The organism is Paenibacillus xylanexedens (genome assembly GCF_017874615.1).
Classification (GTDB): domain Bacteria; phylum Bacillota; class Bacilli; order Paenibacillales; family Paenibacillaceae; genus Paenibacillus; species Paenibacillus xylanexedens.
In genome coordinates this window covers 1-17,023 of the sequence record NZ_JAGIKV010000030.1, presented here as the reverse complement: position 1 = coordinate 17,023, position 17,023 = coordinate 1, and the positions used below count along the sequence as shown (strand labels likewise).

Genomic DNA, 17,023 nt, shown 5'->3' with positions numbered 1-17,023 from the left:
GAAGATACTTAATCAACATTTCTGACAAAAAGACTTTTTAAAACGTCTCCCTTTTTCTGAACAGCTACATAATAATTAGAAATACCAACAATAATTAGAAACAAAAAATCTATTTCCATATTTGTGTCTCTCAACATATTTATTATCAGTCGCTTGTCTGTGCATGAGGGTGTTGGAACTTCTTCGGGGTGAGTATGCCATTCACCCAGGTATACAATCTCACCTCCAGAATCTTTCCATGATTGTTCTACAATCTTCTGGGCACGTCGAACATTTCTATAAAAATAATAACGCCCTGATTTATCAGAACCATTTGGTTCGCTTGCCATTTCGATAATTATTTTATTTCTGTAAACTCTCCCTAACAAAATCCCACCTGACTCACTTTTCCACTTATCATTTTGACGATATATATTAAATATCTCTTCTACTGATTGAGAAATCTGCACATCATAATCCTCAAATATATAACTTAGCATTGTTGCAGAACCTCATTTTTCTATATATTCGCTGATCAATTTATGCATAACAACGCTATAATCCTTAACATCTGACCAGATGTCATTTACATTGCGTCCAGTTGTTATCTGTGAACTTATTTTACCCACCCACGTAAACAACATATTATCTTTTATTTTACCTTCCAATATTTCTTGGACGAAAAACATAAGTTCGTGGATAAATCGCTTCACTTCGATAACGCTATAAGGGACATAAGTACTTTGGCAACCTGCTTCACGAATAGCATATTGACCCGGATTATCTAATACAGTTTCTCTAAATTGATGCATATCATCAAACAGATCCCTAAAACAACCAGGATTCATAGGATTTATGAAGACCGCGTGAGCTGCAGCCAAATAAGGCTCCACCCAGACATAGAGCAACGGTTTATCAATAATACCTAGCCTTTGAAGTTCATCTATCCTAAGCTCGGTTGGCAAATTAGCAGTAGCCACGATTGTTAAATCACAACCATTTAGAATGGTCTCGTTACTTCGTAATATGTTTAATATATTACCATGGTATGCGTTATATCTAATATAAGGTAGCCGAGAAGAAATGCTTTTACCTACAGCATCAACTTTATTTTCACCTACATATGTTGCACCACAAAGATGCCTTGCTATATTTTCAAATGTTAATAAGTCTTTATCAATAAACATAAATTGATCAACACCCAAATCGCACAAGTTATTTGCAATTTGGCTTCCTATTGATCCACAACCAATGATCCCAACTTTTGTTAGTCCTGATTGAACTCCATCTCCCCCTCGTGTAACAAGTCTTTCCTTTTCGACCCGTACAACTGAGTAATGCTTTAAAACTGCATCTTTAAAAAAATTCATTTCAATTCGTGCATTCCTATATCCAGTTCGAAATCCATCTATTGATCTTTCTAATTTCCGTTTACTTTGGTGTGCCGCACGATTTATCTGTTTTGGCTCCTGATGCTCCCATGCTCCAAGCACCCGTCCATTAGAAGTTTCAACAGAAAAAAGGATCATAGATGGTCTTTTACACTGATCTAAAAATTGAATGAAAGGTGTGACTATCTCTGGAGAATATTCTTGTATTCTCTTCATTAATTGTCCGTTTGTTCTAGGAAAGGGAGGGACACCAATAGATCTCACAGGAAAATAATACGCTTTTCTGGTTGTCGATTCGGATTTACCCCCAGCCTGAGATACCCATCTGATTCCTTCTGGAACCGAATCTACAGCCAATAACCTCTTACCTAAATTAGGGAATTCACATTCTATTACATTTACTTCTCGAGCAGAAACATTGACTTGTATTAGTGATAAAATATTCTCAGAAGAATTCTCAGCCCAATAAGCATTGATTTCGTCGAAAAAGTCGCTAATATTCTCCTTCTTTAATCCCTGTTGAATTATATTAAATGCCCGTTCAATAACTGCATCTATAACCCCAATAGGGTTTTCTGGGTTAGGATGTGCCTCCTCTGAGTCAAATACACATAATGTGTGTTCATTATCCAAATGAGGAATTGGATAAATTCTTGCATAGTATGGATCAGGAATTTTTACAACTGGAAATGAATCAGGATAATGAAGTGGTATTGCCAAATCGATTGCTACATTATTTTGATGAATACGATAAACGTGTGAAAAATTGTGATTGTCAAAATTCTTTGCTTCTTCGGCTCCATATTCTTTAAGCAGATGAAGTGTTACTACATGTAACACTTCATCATAATATGTTTCTAAACTAAGCTGATCGTCCATGATTACCTAAAATTGCTGGTGCCGTCGACTTGAAAACTGCTTTTGCTTCTGAATCCGGAGCCTCGTATTCAGGAAAGCGTGAGCCAAAGACAGTAATCCATTTTTTTGAAGCACTAGTTTTGTCTGACTCTGCGATCGCTTGGTCACCTTTTTTAATAAGGCTATCAAGTTTATTTAAAAAATTATTTTTCTTTGTTTCAGACCAATCATTAATGAGTTCCTCATCAGGAAAAACAGGGCGGACCAAAGAAAATGATTCATCCAATTCCTTTTTGATAGCTCTCACTGTTTCAATGAAAGCCTTATCATCATCATTAGGATGGTCAGAAACAAAATGATTGGCAGCTAAAATCGTGAGTACCATTCCACTTGGAAGCTTCGTATCTCCTTCTTTGAAGTCTTTCCATCCCTTAAGGTAACGAACGACACGCTTAAGTTGATCTCCCTTGGAAGAAACTTCATCGTTAAACCATTTTGTTAGTTTTTTTGGATCGCTATCAATCCATCCTTCCGATTTATGTGCTAATTTCGGATGGTCTCCTTTCATCACATAAATAGGCAGATCAACATGGTAGTTTGCTTTATAGATAACACGAACACATGTATTTTTATCTTCTGGTGGTGTCGAGGTATGACCTTTAACCGCATTAACGATCCAATTATGCACTTTTGTTGGTGTTGACCAATCCTCTTCATCTTTAGACTTAAGATGCTCAAGATACACCCCATCATCTACATCATATTCTCCATCAATGGGTACAATCGTCGTATTCATCATGTACGATCCTTGCCCATAAAACTTAGGAACGGTTAGTTGTAATTCATCCTTAAAATATTTTCTTATCTTTTCTCTAATAGCATTTCTAGATTTTCTGAGTTCTTCTTTTTTATCCGAAGTCAGGTAGATCGTTGTATGGTATTCAGTAAATAAATCATGACAAATTGTCATTAGGCGGTTGCCTCCTTTGATGTTTTATCAAAAAATTGCATTACTTCACTCTTATTAATCCATTCTGCGGACATATCTTTTCCCTTATCTAGCAGGATCTGAATAGACGAAGGGTGTGCCATATCCAGTTCAATCTTTTTTTGTTCCTGCTTTGTTAACTGAGCGCTCGGAATACGAACATATTCCCCTCCACAAGAGTCAATAAGATATTTGACATGAAAATGTGTTGCAACACTCTGAGAGTCTATCATTAAAGAAATTAATTCATCCTTCCATCCCCAAAATGGTCTGCGTAATTTTTTTGTAATTGGAACAGTTGTACCTTCATGCAGTGAGGAAATTGATAGTAGGCGATAATCATCGCAACCAATATGCACCTTATTGGCTAAAAATTCTTGAACACCATAAAGAGATGGATTATTTGCGAATAATCCCCCATCAACAAACTGTTGTCCGCCCTCCTTCGTGTCAAGTTGGACTATAGGAAAATAAGTTGGTGCAGCGGAGGTGGCTAGCGCTATTTCACTGAGCAATCGTTCGCTATCTCTAGTATACTTAGGAATATAATCTGACTTAAAAACGTAAGGTTTACCGGTTGTAATATTAACCGCAGGTATCAAAACATGAGTAAGACAATCCCCAACCCTTTTTTCTTGAAAAACCTCTGATATTGCAGACTTTAATTCATCACTGGTATACTTTGATAAAAAAAGAACCGATTTAAGAGAATGAAATTTCCGCACGAATCTATTCTTATATGGAAAAATATCAGGTCCTTTGTCCGTGTAAAATTTAACAATATCTGAAGCTGGGATACCAGCTGCAAGTGCTAAGGCAATGATTCCTCCCGTCGAGGTTCCACAAATAAGGTTAAAATGTTCATGAATAGGACCATATCTCTGCTCAAACCGCTCCAAGATAACAGCGGAGTAAAGCCCCTTTATTCCTCCCCCATCAATTGAAAGAATTTTATACTTTGAATCTAACAAGTCCCCCACTCCCTTTCGTGCATTAATTAAAGAAGTCATTTACTTTTTTTAAAAAAACTATGCTCTAATCTGATTCACAAATTGAGATGAACCAGATCTAAAAAAAATAAATCAATTATAAAATTGATTTATATATGTACTGCTTCCCACCGGAGGGTGATGATACTTCTTCTTTATTAACAAGACCTAACATCACCAATGTCTTTAAACGATTGTTGCAGCTAGTTACCGTAATATTCAATTTCGCAGCAAGTGTTGGAGTATCAGCTTGTCCTAGTTCAATTACCTTAGCTAGTGTTTGTTGCAATGTATCACTGAACTTTCCAATTAATTTCCATTCGTCATTATCAATAAGAAACAGACTACACAATTCTGCTTTGTATAATGCTGCATCGACATTCTCTTCTACAAATGTGCTTAATCCAGTGAGAACAAGATGACTGCCTTTTAATTCTCCGGCTAATCTCAGAATCAGTATTGATACAATTTCGCTTGCACAAGAAAAATCAATTCGATTCACGCCATTAAAATTGAGCAGTAAAACATTTTCAGATTGTTTTATGAATGAATCCACAATCTTATCTCGTACTGATTTACCGAGTTCTCGTCCCCACAAGCTGTCTCCGAATGTCTGAGCAATATTAACTTCAAAGCGTTCCATACTTCATTCTCCTTCATCTGCTTACGTGAAACAGTAAAATCAATATATCAAGTGTTTCACTGACTTGTCAAGTGTTGTCCTTCAAGATTAAAACCAATGTTAGTTCCATAGAGAGTCCAAGGCACTCGTGTTTCTACTTTTGATCGCTCATTGTTCTCTGAATGTACGCCGAATAAACCTGAATTAGATTGAATAAAAAGAGAGGCTTTTCTTTTCTGTGCTCCTTGATATAAACGATGTAGTCCATTACCACGCGTAATGTCATCTTGATGCCGGGACAAGCCCTTTGTTAACACTTCTCTTAACACTCTTTCATCTGTCATTGAAGCGATTCCCTTTACGCCGGACTGTATTAGACTTTCACGTATACCGATTCCGGTATCACCAATTGCCCAAGATAAAAAAGGAACTCCTTTTTTGCTGACGTAAGCTTGAATGCAAACTATTCCCTTTTGTTTTGTTTTACTATGTTGACATACATTTTGTATCATTTCAGAAACAAACGTGGTTAAATTGTTTATTTCATACTCAGTAAAATTATGGTTTTTCATCCAACTTTCAAACTCGTTATTGATTTGCATTATATCTTTCTCAGAATCAAAATATTTAAGTACTCCCATGTTTTCGTTTTTCCTTAAGAAGTTCATTATATTCACTTTAGAACGTTCGACTGTTATAAAATCATCAATAAGTGAATCAAGTCCTGCACGATTCATGTATGAACCAGCTTCACCTTCTGGAAGTTTAATTATTATTTGGAAACCATATGTGTTAAAAATGTGTCTACCTATACTAAGTAGCGTCACCATTCCAAACGGATCAATAAATGTAATCTCACTTAAATCTAACCTTAAAGAACCTTCATCTTCTATTCTGTATTGGTATCTATTAATCAGTTGACATACGTCAAAAAAATTACCAAGAGTGTACTTAGGGGGAAACTTGATAGAGACCATAAGATCATCTTCTTTTCTAGATATTTTAACCATTTGTTAAGTTAACTTATTATGCGGAAACTACTTCACATGAGCAACAAACCTTTTTAGTTTAACATGAACATTTTTTTATCAAGAAGCCCAGTTTCAAACTCTTTAAAGCACTTCTGAATAATGACAGTGTAGCTTCTGCTTCCACTCGATCAGGTAGCATCTTGATAACCTCGATATATCTTCGTTCACTTCCCATCTAAATTAGCACGTCTCAAATGATGCCTTATCTTAGGTAAGATATTATCTTCGAATTCCTTTTCCGATTATAAACACATAAATCGGGTAATCATCATCTACATTAAATAATCAAACTGAGACAAGCTGGCATCTTTAGGAACAATGATACATCGAAAAAATTGTCAAGTAGCATTGTATGCTTAAATTAAGCCTCACTTGTTGTTTTCACCAAATGATATAATCAATATATTTTTTTCTTTACAATTGACGGATTGTAATATGAAGTGCGACACCCTGCTGGAAATAAATAAAATGAAGTATTAACTCTTAATTACCGTAGATATCCTCAATGTGCCCGATTTGGCATAGTGATACGTTAGGATCTAGACCTAAATCTTCGTGATAATAAAAATCAGTACTTGGGCTACTAATGCTGTGAATATGGAAAATCAATAAGGATACATTGTCCCCTTTATATGACCTATGATTAATATTCAGCGTTGTATAAAAAACTCTCCTTCATTTGTATACGTCTTATTGTTATAAAAATAGAGAGCTGCGCCAGATTGGTCATTAAAATAGTGGTTTATTCATCCATCTATAATTGATAAATTTTAACATTTGCCCATTCAATTCAAATTCTTTATCATTAGTTTCTGTATGCTCGAATCCGTTTTGCTCTAAAACTTTTTGAGATGCTATATTGTTGGTGGTTGTTTTTGCCTTAATTTCTTTTATATCTAAATCAACTATTGTACTGAGTAATAATTTTAATGCTTTTTTAGCAACACCTTTTCCAGTGTGAATTTGTCCCACTCTATAGCCGAGAAATCCTATTTTATTGAAATCATCAATATTAACTATATTTATTCTTCCAAGAATAGAATTATTTTCATCTTTTATTAAATAAAAAAAGGAAAGTCCTTTAGCTTGTTCATCAAGCAGAGATTCATTCTTTGCTTTAAAAACCTCAGGCTTGTAATAATCATTTCCTCGAGACGGTACCATTTCCTCGAAAAAAGTTCTGTTTCCAACTTCAAATTCATACAAGCTTTCAATATCTGTTTCTTTTAACCTCTCGATTACTACATTCATGAATTCTTTCCTCCAATCAATTTTAATGCTAAATACTCCAAAACTTCTTCTGTAAACTATAATCTGAACCACGATTTGAATTCAATTGCTCGATCAGTTCTTGTTGGTTGTTTTTTTGCTGCATCACATCTATTCACCCTGACGTTTTTCTGTTTTTCTGGAATTTTTGAAAAGAGCAACAGAAAAATCTTCAAACTCAACATTAATCGTTTCTAATAAACGAACAGCATGGTCGACTCTCATTTGCGATTATTGACTCTCAACCTCACAGATCTCAGTATATTTTTTGTTTATCCACTCTAATGCTAATTCCGCTTCTTCTTTCAAAATAACACCTCGCTGGTTTTTATACTGAAAGTTCTCTTTTGCCCATAGCAATAGTATCTTTACATATTCTAATGTCTCAATTTCACATGTACTGTCCTCTTCATCTTCTTCTGCAAAGATATCTTCAAAAGTTGTAAAAGACTTGTCAGATTTTATTAAGTTCACATTCCCTCCACCCTCGTATAACGTTATTTCCCCTTTAAATAATTCGATTAAGTTTCCGATCTCTTCCTGGATCGTGGCGAAGTCTCCAAATATATCCGATCCCAAAGAATTACTAATCAGATAACCATTCTTTAATGATGAATCAATGCCTAAGTCCACGATAACTTCGTTGAAATCTTCTTTATATTCGATTGTATACCTGTATTTAATCATGTTCGTATCTCCAATCTTCTTAATACAACGGATAAGCCGATGTGATTTTCTCATTTTTTATAACAAATTCGATAGTCACTCCTGTACTGGAAGTCCCTCTATATCTATTATTTTTGAAAAGAACTTTGTTATCGAAAGCTATATTTATCTCATCAATTACTTGTTGTGGTGTCCAATCTTTCGAAAAAAACGTGGTCTTCGCTTTTTTTAGTATTCCATCTACCTCTACATTGGCTCTATACACACCATACTCATTAGGAGGATCAATATTTCCAACAACTTTCCCTTTGGTATTTGGCATACCTTCATAATGAAATCCAACCGCTTGTCCCTTTATTATTTCACCCTCGAAGATATGATTCAATGCATTACTTGTAGTTCCTTTTTTAAAAACCTCAGTATTCTTTAATTCATTGATTTTCCAACTACTCTGGTACGCATTCGCTTTCCTTGCTTCAGCCGCTTCCAAATTCTTTTTAATCTTCGCCACTGCTGGATGAGAAGAAGGCAACCGAAAAGGCCCTTTGCCACCCGGCATACTCCCGCGAACCATCTGAAATGCCATAAATAGCTGGCTGAACTTCAGAGAAGTCAACATCATCTGAGCATACTTATCGGATACAGGCTCGCCTGTGAAGGGATGAATTCCATTTTCAAAAGCTTTGATCTGCATCGCATAAATATCTTCCCCTGGCGCTTCAGCATCCGTAGCTTGCATCCGATTAAAATCCAAATGCCCCTGATCCTTCTTATATGCCTGAAGGGCTGCCTGATCCGTAACACCATTCTCATTCACAGGCATCCACATCAGCTTCCCAAACATATTGACTTGTGCCATCCGGTAGCCCTTATCATCCGAACCGGCATAATATCTTGAGGTCTCCATCATTACTCCCGCACCTAGAGCACCAACAGCACTGCCAAGACTCACTTTTTCAGCATCGACATTCTCAAATCGCGTGGCAATATCCTTTAATTCCTTAGAGGTGTTCACCATACTTTCCAGCGCCCTCTGCAATAAAGGACGTGACCGTACAAACTCATCATAAAAACGCTCCTGCGTCACACCTAGCCACATCTGCTGAAGGAACATGATCTGTCTTGTGAGATCCTCCCGTATATGTTCCAATTGTTGTCTCGCCTGATCCACCTGATTCGATACGTGATGTAACTGTTCAGGGGTAACTTTAATGGTATTCATCCATTTTCACCGCTCATCTAATATATGATAAAACTATGTTAGCAGAAGTTTAATGGCAATTATATCCGGCTAACCTCCTGATTTCACTGCATGAATCCACGCTCAGAATGATTTATATCCGTCCCTCAGCCCCATACGATCTCTATGTAGGTGTATACATGTTCCAGAGGGTTTTCCTTTTACGACTACAGGATACTGTGGCATTTTACTACGACAAGCCGAAAACTTTAACAAATCATAGTATTAATGAAGAAACTTGACTCGTGCGGATGATTAGGTGTACTATATGTTTGTATAAATGGAATATATTACAATTTAAATATTTATTTTGGAATCTTATATTATCAAGATGGGTATCAGAGCCTAACATAACTAAGATATCAATGCGTATAAATGAGTTTTACATTTTGTCTGCAACACATAATCATTGGCAGGCATTCATTTTACATATACATTCCTACTTCATAGAGTTTTCTAGCCTGTAGAGTTCTACCTCCTTAATTTCTTTTTCAGTAAAGAAAAATGGGGAAGAACCATCTTTAAAAGAGAGGAGGGCATGAGGCTTTAAGCTGCAAGCAGGTCTATTTGTCGTAACCGCATGTTTTTGTTAAAGAATACCCATAAAAAGAAAGGTGGAATTTATTGCTATGAGAAAATTGATTAGTTTAGCTCTTATTCTTGTTCTAGTGCTTTCATTTAATGTAGCTGCTTATGCAGATGGTGATGTGACTCAAGCCAAACCTATGACAAAGGAAGAAATTATTAACTCCAAAGAATTCCGTGAAGCTGTGAAAGCGGCTAAGGCTGAATTTGAATCGCAGAAGGCTGATAATGCGGGTGGTCCAGTTCTGTTTGCGCCTGCTCCGAAAGTATCTCACATTAATGTATATGGTGTCGTATCTCCTAATGGCGGTCAAGAAATTTACGGCTTCAATAACAACCCGCTCTCCACGACCAATGATCACGGTGGTGCTTGGATTCAGTGTATTACTTTCCAGATCGGTTATGACAGCAGTCACTACGGCAAACTCGCCGGTAATACAATGACTAACAACTGGTCTGAAGCTATTGATCTGGACGGCGACCGTGTCGTAGATGCTTGGGCCTATTCTTGGGTTTATGAAGCGCCTACTACAGGGGGACAATTTGTAGGTACAGTCTATTCCATTAATATTCCAACACAGTGGACCGCTTGGATTAATGTTCGTTAACCTGAAGGATGTAATATGAACATTGGAGGAATTCGCTATCCTGGTTCTATCCTGAGGAATACGGAAAGTAAGCCCAAAAGCTCATCAGCTTTGGACATGGATTTAATTCTTGATCAGGCGCAGGGATATACATCCCCTGCGTCTTTTCTCATTGTGACCTTAAAGGGCCGAATTTGTATAGGAATCCACCGTTGCACAGCAGGCTACTTGCCCTCTGCTTGTATGAATACATAAGTACTTTCGTCGGATCGTTCTTCTGAAAAAGCGAAATTCAACCGATCAAAGTTTTTTACGTCCTTCACATCTGTAATCCTATGTTCTGCCATATAACGTACCATTTCACCTCTGGCCATCTTGGCCCAGGTTGCCTTTTCAACAAGCTTCCCATTGACCATTTGTCCGAATACACATGTAATGAACCGGGTTTCCTCACTCAGAAACGGCAGAATATTTTTGCTATACTCTTTCGAAGCTAGATTCAGAATGTAGTTGCTTTCAGACTGAAGCTGATCTGCGAGTTTGCTACCCCAGAATTGATAGAGCGTTTTAAAGCCTGGACCTTGCAGCTTGCCCTGCATCTCCAACCGATAAGGGGTAACCCCATCCAAAGGCCGCAACATGCCATAAAAACCGGATAATATGCGTAAATGCTGCTGAAGATACTCTAATTCCTCATTTTGAAAAACACCCGGAGCCATATATTGATACTGAATACCCTCATAGGCATAGATGGCTGGTGTAAGATTTTCCTTTATATTCATATTCCGAATCCGCTCCACGTTCTGTTCGGCGATTGCATCGTTACACTTCCACATCGCTTTGAGTTCGTCATAGGATAACTCTTGAAGCAAACGCAATAGCTGTTCTGACTCGTTTATAAACTGCGGCATCTGTGAGATAGCCATAAGATCGGTATCAATCTTCATCTTTTTAGCTGGTGATATGATAATTCTCATCGTGCTAATCCATCCTTAATCTACCGTTGTTTTTGTCGTTATCCATTGTACAGGATTGGACAGGCGAATCCAATGCCAAGGCTTAACTAAATCCCTCATAGTACCTTTGAAAAGACTCAAAATGAACAAGTCAGCCCACGATTGGACCGGCTTGTTCATTAGAATTCAACACATTCAATTGGTGAGAAAGCTAGGCGTGCAACTCAAACCGCTATTAGGGAGATACGCTCCCCGTGCCGCTATTTTGCTCTGTTTTTGTAGTCGGCAATTGAATCATTGGCGTATTTGACCCACTTACATATGGAAGTGCTCCATCCCATTTCTTGATGGTTTCATATTCAACGAGTTGACTCGATAAAGATTGTTGAAGCTCTTTGTTTGCTTTAGCTTGACCTTCTGCTTCGATCAATAGTTTGTCTGCATTACCTTGCGCTTCCACGCGCTTACGATCTGCTTCTTTCTTGGCGATCTCAAGTTCAGTCGTTTTACGTTCCAGTTCTTGAGAAGCTTCGACACGCTTATCGATTGCTTCCTGAGTCTTAGCATCAGGTTGAGGAACACCTACAGTAACGTTGGATACAATAAAGCCTAAATCTTTAACGTCATCAGAAAAACGTTGTTGCACGTCTACTCCTGCTTCGGATGACTTTTCACCATAAACATCAATGACTGTAAACTTGGAAATCCCCTTACGAGCTGCGTCACGGAAACGTGTTTTGAGATATGTATCCTCAATTTCTTGAATGCTAATTGGCCCAAATGTATTGAATATAGAAGATACTTTACTTGGTTCTACTTGGTAGTTGTAGGCAAAATCGATTGTGATGTTTTTCCCGTCAGAAGTAGCAATTTGAATATCTCTGTATTCCACCGTTTGAATTCGGATCGGATATTTCGTCACTTTATCAAACGCTCCAACGAGTTTCCACCCTTGACTCAGTGTGCTATCTTTTACGCCTCCATTTGGTGAATAAACGACCCCAACATATCCATTAGGAATTCGTGTTAAAAAGAAGGTCACCATTAGCACTCCCACAATAATAACTAATGCAACCGCAATTGCCCCTACCCTAAACGTCTTTGAATTTTTCATCACCATTCTCCTCTTGTTTGAATTTATTGTATTTCTTCAAAATTCTACTACCTATTTTATTGAATAGCGGGAACATTAATGACCATAGAATAAATGCTAGGATAAAAATTAAAATGATTCCCCCAATAAATGGCATATCCGTCCTCCCCTCTATGGATGTAACCGAGTACAAATTTATAAATGGTAACTAATTATATCCTCATTTATATATACTTTGTAAATTCGTATTCGGTTTCAAGGATATTCAACGTCACTTCATATAGACCTCTGTAGGTACATACATATTCCGATTAAGACAACCTTAGTCTTACAAAAAAAAAAAAGAGCCATCAAATGGTTGATGGCATTTTACGAGTGTGTGCCCTATACGAACCAAAATTTACAAACCATTTTACAGCAGGCTACTGTCCCTCTTGAATATATAAATACATAAGTACTCTCTGCCGACTTCTCTTCTGAAAAAACTTTCACGATCCAGAAGTAATCTAGCTCAACTTCATCGCTCAACAAGGAATACATTCCAGCTTGCAAATCTTAAAATGAGAAAAGCCAAAAATAGCATCCAGGACGCCCACATTGTTGGATGTATTTTTAGTTTAACTTCAAAAATAAACATAATGTTGAAGTTATTCACTATACTTCAATGTGTTTCTCTATTGTAAAATCTCGCTCCCTATAGTCATTTCATTGGTGCAGTGTGACGACATTTAGGGAAACTATTGCATCCAAAAAAATCCCCTCTTGAACCGGAACGTTTAACAAGATTGTTCCCACATTCTGGACAAGTGTTTTGGTTTATAGGTATTTCAGAGAAAGCCTCTATAGTAACAACTCCCCGATCTTTCATGGCTAGCACCATCTCAATTAAAATCTCTCTGTTTATTAATCTCACTTTGTTGGACTTTGCAAGTTCATACGCAGCTGAAGTGTACTCACTATTAGAAACAACCCATGCTTCATCTGTTCCATAATGCGCAATAGAGGACTGTGCTTCTTGGACCGCCTTGATCCCTACATTTTTACTGTAGCGTTTCGCTTGAACTGCAATTCGCTTTCCCTCTTTGACTAAGATTAAGTCAGCTCCAAAATCACCAATTGCTTTCGTAACCTCGGCCTTATAGCCTTGAGAACGAAAAAGATGCCCAAGATACTGTTCGAATTGGAATCCATCCATTTGATCAATCTCTGCGATTCCCGACCTCTTTAAACGCTTCATTCGTTTACGTTGAAGACTAACCATTAATGAAATCACACCTATAACTCCAAGAACTCCAACACATATTGAAACTTTCCATGAATTTGTTAATGAATATGTACCCGCAGTGCCTCCCAACATAGCCAAGCCAGCTAGTCCCTGAAAAAGTTCTGCTTCCTGTTTCGCCTTACTTTTTCTTCTTGCCATATCTCTTCCTCCAAACCTACTTTATACATTCTTAAAAAAGGAAATAGATAAATATTCAATTTATAATCCATCTTCAGATTCCTGCAAAAATCTTACCAAAATCATATTTTGATAAATGTCTAATGCTTCTCCGATAAATTTCCAGATACTTTGGCTGCTTCACTAGAAAAAACTGAGGGTATCGTGGTCTCCAGAACGAATCACCGAACGTTACCGTGCTGATAGTCTGCCTGTATTCTCCTTAAAACCATCTATCGCTGGATCTATACAGGACGTCCCGTTCACGTCACATTAAAGGTCCTTCGGCACAAGGGAAGGCGTCAGAAACCAGCAGAACTCACGGTAAATCTAAGATTGCCAGAACCATTTCGGATCGTCCATAAGAAGTACGCTCCCGTGAAACATTTGGATATTCGGAACTGGATACCATCGTATCAGGTCGTGGGAAAAGTAAAGGCTGCGTAGCCACACTCAATGAAAATAAAAACGAGTTTATACACTATTATTCCCTGCCAAATCGTACCCCATTTTCCATGGAGATAGCTCTTGGTGTCTATCTCACATTACCCCAGAGGGACATTCCTCACGGTTATAGCTGACCGAGGCATGGAGTTTGCTTTTGCTTGCTATGCCAATCTAGAAACCACCCATGGCCTGTACTTTTATTTTGCTGATCCGTATTCATCCTGGCAACATGGATTCAACAAAAATGCTCGGGTTTGGAGATCTCTCACGAATCTTTCACAGAGGAACTGTCGAACTTGTTTGACAATTCATCAAATATAAAGAAATAACTTCCTACCCTATCTTAATTTTAAAATTCAGAATCATCAGCTACCACTGGTATTAATGGAGATAAGAATGGATCGTACTTCTGTTCCAAGCGCCCTCTCGAAAGAACGTATACACTGAATTCATTAAAATATTCAGGATGCTCATCATTAAATACATAGAGCATCCCATAAGAACCAGGCGCGATACTCCCTACATTCTTCATTATTTCTACAGGAGTAAACTTTAGTGAAGGCTCGCGATTCCATAGTCCTGTCATCCAAAGATGATATTGTCCGTTTATCGCTTTCACATCTAACACATCTACACTCGGCTTTAAACTTTCGATATAATTTTTAACCGTTTCAAAAACAATGTTTACTCTTTCATTACTTGTCTCACCATCACCAGTATTTTCTAAAATGACAGCCCAACCATGATATTGATACATAATTTCACCTCTCAAATTTTCTTTAAAATGGCGAGATATCGATGATAATCTCAACCTCGTATCTTTTCTCATATTCTCTTAATTGCCTAATTACTTTATCAGCAGGTGCTCTCTCAAAATGAAAGTATGCTTTTCTCCCCGTTTCAATAGCAGCCTCAATAGTTGCCTTTGCCTGTTCCCTAAATTGAGAACTCAGACTATTCATCGAAGTCTTAGTCTGACCAATATACATGTCAGACACGGTATCAAACTCTCGGCCTTTGGGGTCATTATTAAAAATCATTCGAGACTGTCCACCAAGTTTTTTTGCAAGCAAATCCGCACCTGCATCTTCTTTGCTCGCCTGTTTTAGCCCACCTGAATACTGAGTGTAGACACCTTTACCTTTAATTAGTTTAGAATTGTCATGAGCGACTCCAGCAACACCACTGTTTGTTGACTTATCTCTCTTCACCTTCGCTTCCCGAATCGTTTGCTTCACTTTGTCCAATGCTGTACTGGTTCCGCGACCTTTATATGGACCTTTGCTGCCTTTCGCACTTCCAACGACCAGCCCGATCCCGCCTACGATTTGGCTCCATTTCAGAGATGCGATCATCATCTTGGCGTAAGAGTCCGTGACAGGCTCTCCCGTAAACGGGTTAACCCGCAACTCCAGTGCTTCAATCTGTAATTGGATCAAATCCTGATCTATTGGTTCGACAGGACCAGGGCCTTGATTCAAGGTACTAATATCTAAATTACCCTTATCCTTTTCAAACGCCTGAAGGGCTGCCTGATCTGTCACGCCCTTCTCATTAACCGGTAGCCACATATGCTACTGAGAATTATACACCATTCGATATCCTTTATTGCTAGGACTATTCGTTGCTTTCACGCCAATCGACATCGTAGCTACGGTACCTGCCACTGCTGCCCCGCTCATCTCATCTGCCTGTTGAAAACGGACACCAATGTCTCGAAGTTCCTTCGCGATGTGGGTCAAATGCTCCAGCGTTTCGATCATGCGGGGCTGGGTTTCTTCAAATCGTTCTAAAAACCGTTCTCGCACCATCCCGGACCACATTGATTCCATCCAGCGGATCAATCGAACCAGTTCCTCGCGTGTATCTCCCATTCGCGCGCGAGTCCGTTCAACCTCTCGTGAGGCTTCAAACAAACGCTCCGGGGTTACTTGTATTCTACTCATCGCGTTCTCCATCTGTCCATTGCCGGACTCTATGTCTTCCTTATCTCAACCTATTGTGTTCTAAACGTTCGGCATATTTCGTGCTTGTTTTATTAATGTGGCACCTGTGCACTGAAATCATCTCGGCTGGAACGATCGGCATGGTAGAACACCACATCTCCGTCCCTTAAAGTGAACGAGTTGCCGTAGCTATCTTCGACTTGACGCTGAAATCCTTCCAGCAACCATTGGTTCATCAGCGGTGCATGGATATATTGCAGATGCGGAGCCCCTAGGTTCCCTTCCTGGATCGACTCTAAATTAAAGTTGACCACGATATAACCATTTTTCAGGAAGATCGGTGACTTTGCATCCAAACCACCATGGGTACGCCCATACTCGGCCAGATTGGTTCCTGCTTGAACCACGTAAGGCTCGGCGGGTAGACTATACTCTCCATACCACTGCTGAATGGCCGCATTTGCACGAAGTACATCCGCACTTGCGTTCGTCGGAATATTCGTTTTGGGTCCGATAAACGTACGTAATTGCTCCGGCATCAGCAATAGACTGTATCCGCCTACAGGGGTTTTCATTTTCGTAAATTTATCCCGGTAATACTCCTGATACGTACGTTCACTCATCATCCCTGGATGAATTTCGCCATAGCGATTATATTTATAGGTCGCCGTATCTCGTAGCTGTTCCGAAGGTACTTGACGTAACCGATCATTGAGAATGACAAACCGCTTGACTTGATCCTCTGCTGAACCAATACGAATAAAACTTCGCTGGTTCGTCGAGTAATACAGATCTACCGGCACGCGTGTTTTCCCGTCTTTGCTGACAAAATCAAAGGTTGGAGTCAGGCGAATGCCGTCTCTGGACCCGAACATATTGCCCTTGGTTTTGAAATCAAACTTAAAGTGATATCCCGTCTTCACAGCCACATTCTG

General features: G+C 38.5%; 17 protein-coding genes and 2 pseudogenes. 2 read left to right on the top strand and 17 right to left on the bottom strand.

Annotated features, from left to right (window positions below):
- Positions 1-8: 8 nt before the first annotated feature.
- From J2Z28_RS27270 to J2Z28_RS27230, 9 genes are all read right to left on the bottom strand, one after another.
- Complete coding sequence (locus J2Z28_RS27270) at positions 9-479, bottom strand: Mov34/MPN/PAD-1 family protein (RefSeq protein ID WP_211085292.1); 471 nt, start codon at positions 477-479, stop codon at positions 9-11.
- Between the two features lie 12 nt (positions 480-491).
- Positions 492-2,249 carry a ThiF family adenylyltransferase gene (locus J2Z28_RS27265; protein ID WP_211085291.1) on the bottom strand — a complete coding sequence of 586 codons (1,758 nt, stop codon included), beginning with the start codon at positions 2,247-2,249 and terminating at the stop codon, positions 492-494.
- A complete protein-coding gene (locus J2Z28_RS27260) occupies positions 2,233-3,198 on the bottom strand; it encodes a CBASS cGAMP synthase (protein ID WP_211085290.1) in 966 nt (321 codons plus the stop codon). Before J2Z28_RS27260 ends, J2Z28_RS27265 begins: the two co-directional genes overlap by 17 nt.
- Positions 3,198-4,187: a CBASS cGAMP-activated phospholipase gene (locus J2Z28_RS27255; RefSeq protein ID WP_211085289.1), complete on the bottom strand. Its 990-nt coding sequence runs from the start codon at positions 4,185-4,187 to the stop codon at positions 3,198-3,200. Before J2Z28_RS27255 ends, J2Z28_RS27260 begins: the two co-directional genes overlap by 1 nt.
- Positions 4,188-4,302: 115 nt before the next feature.
- Positions 4,303-4,848 (bottom strand): hypothetical protein, encoded by a 546-nt coding sequence (locus tag J2Z28_RS27250; protein ID WP_211085288.1) that lies wholly within the window; start codon positions 4,846-4,848, stop codon positions 4,303-4,305.
- Between the two features lie 56 nt (positions 4,849-4,904).
- A complete protein-coding gene (locus J2Z28_RS27245) occupies positions 4,905-5,804 on the bottom strand; it encodes a hypothetical protein (RefSeq protein ID WP_211085287.1) in 900 nt (299 codons plus the stop codon).
- 783 nt (positions 5,805-6,587) lie between these two features.
- Positions 6,588-7,109: a GNAT family N-acetyltransferase gene (locus tag J2Z28_RS27240; protein WP_211085286.1), complete on the bottom strand. Its 522-nt coding sequence runs from the start codon at positions 7,107-7,109 to the stop codon at positions 6,588-6,590.
- A 249-nt stretch (positions 7,110-7,358) separates the two neighbouring features.
- Positions 7,359-7,814, bottom strand: a complete 456-nt coding sequence (locus J2Z28_RS27235; protein WP_211085285.1) for a hypothetical protein — start codon at positions 7,812-7,814, stop codon at positions 7,359-7,361.
- A 19-nt stretch (positions 7,815-7,833) separates the two neighbouring features.
- A complete protein-coding gene (locus J2Z28_RS27230) occupies positions 7,834-9,015 on the bottom strand; it encodes a WXG100 family type VII secretion target (RefSeq protein WP_244988565.1) in 1,182 nt (393 codons plus the stop codon).
- 647 nt (positions 9,016-9,662) lie between these two features.
- Between J2Z28_RS27230 and J2Z28_RS27225 the strand changes: the two genes are divergently transcribed.
- Complete coding sequence (locus J2Z28_RS27225) at positions 9,663-10,226, top strand: DUF4879 domain-containing protein (protein ID WP_211085284.1); 564 nt, start codon at positions 9,663-9,665, stop codon at positions 10,224-10,226.
- Between the two features lie 203 nt (positions 10,227-10,429).
- Here the strand turns inward: J2Z28_RS27225 and yaaA are convergent, their stop codons facing one another.
- The 4 genes from yaaA to J2Z28_RS27205 all read right to left on the bottom strand — a co-directional run bounded on the left by yaaA (position 10,430) and on the right by J2Z28_RS27205 (position 13,677).
- A complete protein-coding gene (gene yaaA / locus J2Z28_RS27220) occupies positions 10,430-11,182 on the bottom strand; it encodes a peroxide stress protein YaaA (RefSeq protein WP_211085283.1) in 753 nt (250 codons plus the stop codon).
- 214 nt (positions 11,183-11,396) lie between these two features.
- Positions 11,397-12,275: a prohibitin family protein gene (locus J2Z28_RS27215; protein ID WP_211085282.1), complete on the bottom strand. Its 879-nt coding sequence runs from the start codon at positions 12,273-12,275 to the stop codon at positions 11,397-11,399.
- Positions 12,253-12,411, bottom strand: a complete 159-nt coding sequence (locus J2Z28_RS27210; protein ID WP_165789856.1) for a hypothetical protein — start codon at positions 12,409-12,411, stop codon at positions 12,253-12,255. The genes J2Z28_RS27215 and J2Z28_RS27210 overlap by 23 nt, the downstream gene beginning before the upstream one ends.
- A gap of 543 nt (positions 12,412-12,954) precedes the next feature.
- On the bottom strand, positions 12,955-13,677 hold the full coding sequence (locus tag J2Z28_RS27205; RefSeq protein ID WP_211085281.1) for a restriction endonuclease: 723 nt from the start codon (positions 13,675-13,677) through the stop codon (positions 12,955-12,957).
- A 166-nt stretch (positions 13,678-13,843) separates the two neighbouring features.
- Here J2Z28_RS27205 and J2Z28_RS31880 point away from each other — a divergent pair.
- Positions 13,844-14,391 (top strand): annotated as a pseudogene (locus J2Z28_RS31880) (IS30 family transposase); the annotation flags it as partial.
- Between the two features lie 100 nt (positions 14,392-14,491).
- Here J2Z28_RS31880 and J2Z28_RS27200 read toward each other — a convergent pair.
- The 4 genes and pseudogenes from J2Z28_RS27200 to J2Z28_RS27185 form a co-directional block, all read right to left on the bottom strand.
- Positions 14,492-14,899 (bottom strand): Imm7 family immunity protein, encoded by a 408-nt coding sequence (locus J2Z28_RS27200; RefSeq protein ID WP_076216989.1) that lies wholly within the window; start codon positions 14,897-14,899, stop codon positions 14,492-14,494.
- A gap of 22 nt (positions 14,900-14,921) precedes the next feature.
- Positions 14,922-15,686, bottom strand: a complete 765-nt coding sequence (locus J2Z28_RS27195; protein WP_342357559.1) for a restriction endonuclease fold toxin — start codon at positions 15,684-15,686, stop codon at positions 14,922-14,924.
- Positions 15,687-15,716: 30 nt separating this feature from the next.
- Positions 15,717-16,088: a WXG100 family type VII secretion target gene (locus tag J2Z28_RS27190; protein ID WP_211085279.1), complete on the bottom strand. Its 372-nt coding sequence runs from the start codon at positions 16,086-16,088 to the stop codon at positions 15,717-15,719.
- Between the two features lie 92 nt (positions 16,089-16,180).
- Positions 16,181-17,023: pseudogene (locus J2Z28_RS27185) on the bottom strand (DUF5704 domain-containing protein); the annotation flags it as partial.

Excerpts from the sequence above, each read along its gene's own strand:
- J2Z28_RS27270 (WP_211085292.1), bottom strand. The coding sequence starts at position 479 with ATGCTAAGTTATATATTTGAGGATTATGATGTGCAGATTTCTCAATCA.
- J2Z28_RS27265 (WP_211085291.1), bottom strand. The coding sequence starts at position 2,249 with ATGGACGATCAGCTTAGTTTAGAAACATATTATGATGAAGTGTTACAT.
- J2Z28_RS27260 (WP_211085290.1), bottom strand. The coding sequence starts at position 3,198 with ATGACAATTTGTCATGATTTATTTACTGAATACCATACAACGATCTAC.
- J2Z28_RS27250 (WP_211085288.1), bottom strand. The coding sequence starts at position 4,848 with ATGGAACGCTTTGAAGTTAATATTGCTCAGACATTCGGAGACAGCTTG.
- J2Z28_RS27245 (WP_211085287.1), bottom strand. The coding sequence starts at position 5,804 with ATGGTCTCTATCAAGTTTCCCCCTAAGTACACTCTTGGTAATTTTTTT.
- J2Z28_RS27240 (WP_211085286.1), bottom strand. The coding sequence starts at position 7,109 with ATGAATGTAGTAATCGAGAGGTTAAAAGAAACAGATATTGAAAGCTTG.
- J2Z28_RS27235 (WP_211085285.1), bottom strand. The coding sequence starts at position 7,814 with ATGATTAAATACAGGTATACAATCGAATATAAAGAAGATTTCAACGAA.
- J2Z28_RS27230 (WP_244988565.1), bottom strand. The coding sequence starts at position 9,015 with ATGAATACCATTAAAGTTACCCCTGAACAGTTACATCACGTATCGAAT.
- J2Z28_RS27225 (WP_211085284.1), top strand. The coding sequence starts at position 9,663 with ATGAGAAAATTGATTAGTTTAGCTCTTATTCTTGTTCTAGTGCTTTCA.
- yaaA (WP_211085283.1), bottom strand. The coding sequence starts at position 11,182 with ATGAGAATTATCATATCACCAGCTAAAAAGATGAAGATTGATACCGAT.
- J2Z28_RS27215 (WP_211085282.1), bottom strand. The coding sequence starts at position 12,275 with ATGAAAAATTCAAAGACGTTTAGGGTAGGGGCAATTGCGGTTGCATTA.
- J2Z28_RS27210 (WP_165789856.1), bottom strand. The coding sequence starts at position 12,411 with ATGCCATTTATTGGGGGAATCATTTTAATTTTTATCCTAGCATTTATT.
- J2Z28_RS27205 (WP_211085281.1), bottom strand. The coding sequence starts at position 13,677 with ATGGCAAGAAGAAAAAGTAAGGCGAAACAGGAAGCAGAACTTTTTCAG.
- J2Z28_RS27200 (WP_076216989.1), bottom strand. The coding sequence starts at position 14,899 with ATGTATCAATATCATGGTTGGGCTGTCATTTTAGAAAATACTGGTGAT.
- J2Z28_RS27190 (WP_211085279.1), bottom strand. The coding sequence starts at position 16,088 with ATGAGTAGAATACAAGTAACCCCGGAGCGTTTGTTTGAAGCCTCACGA.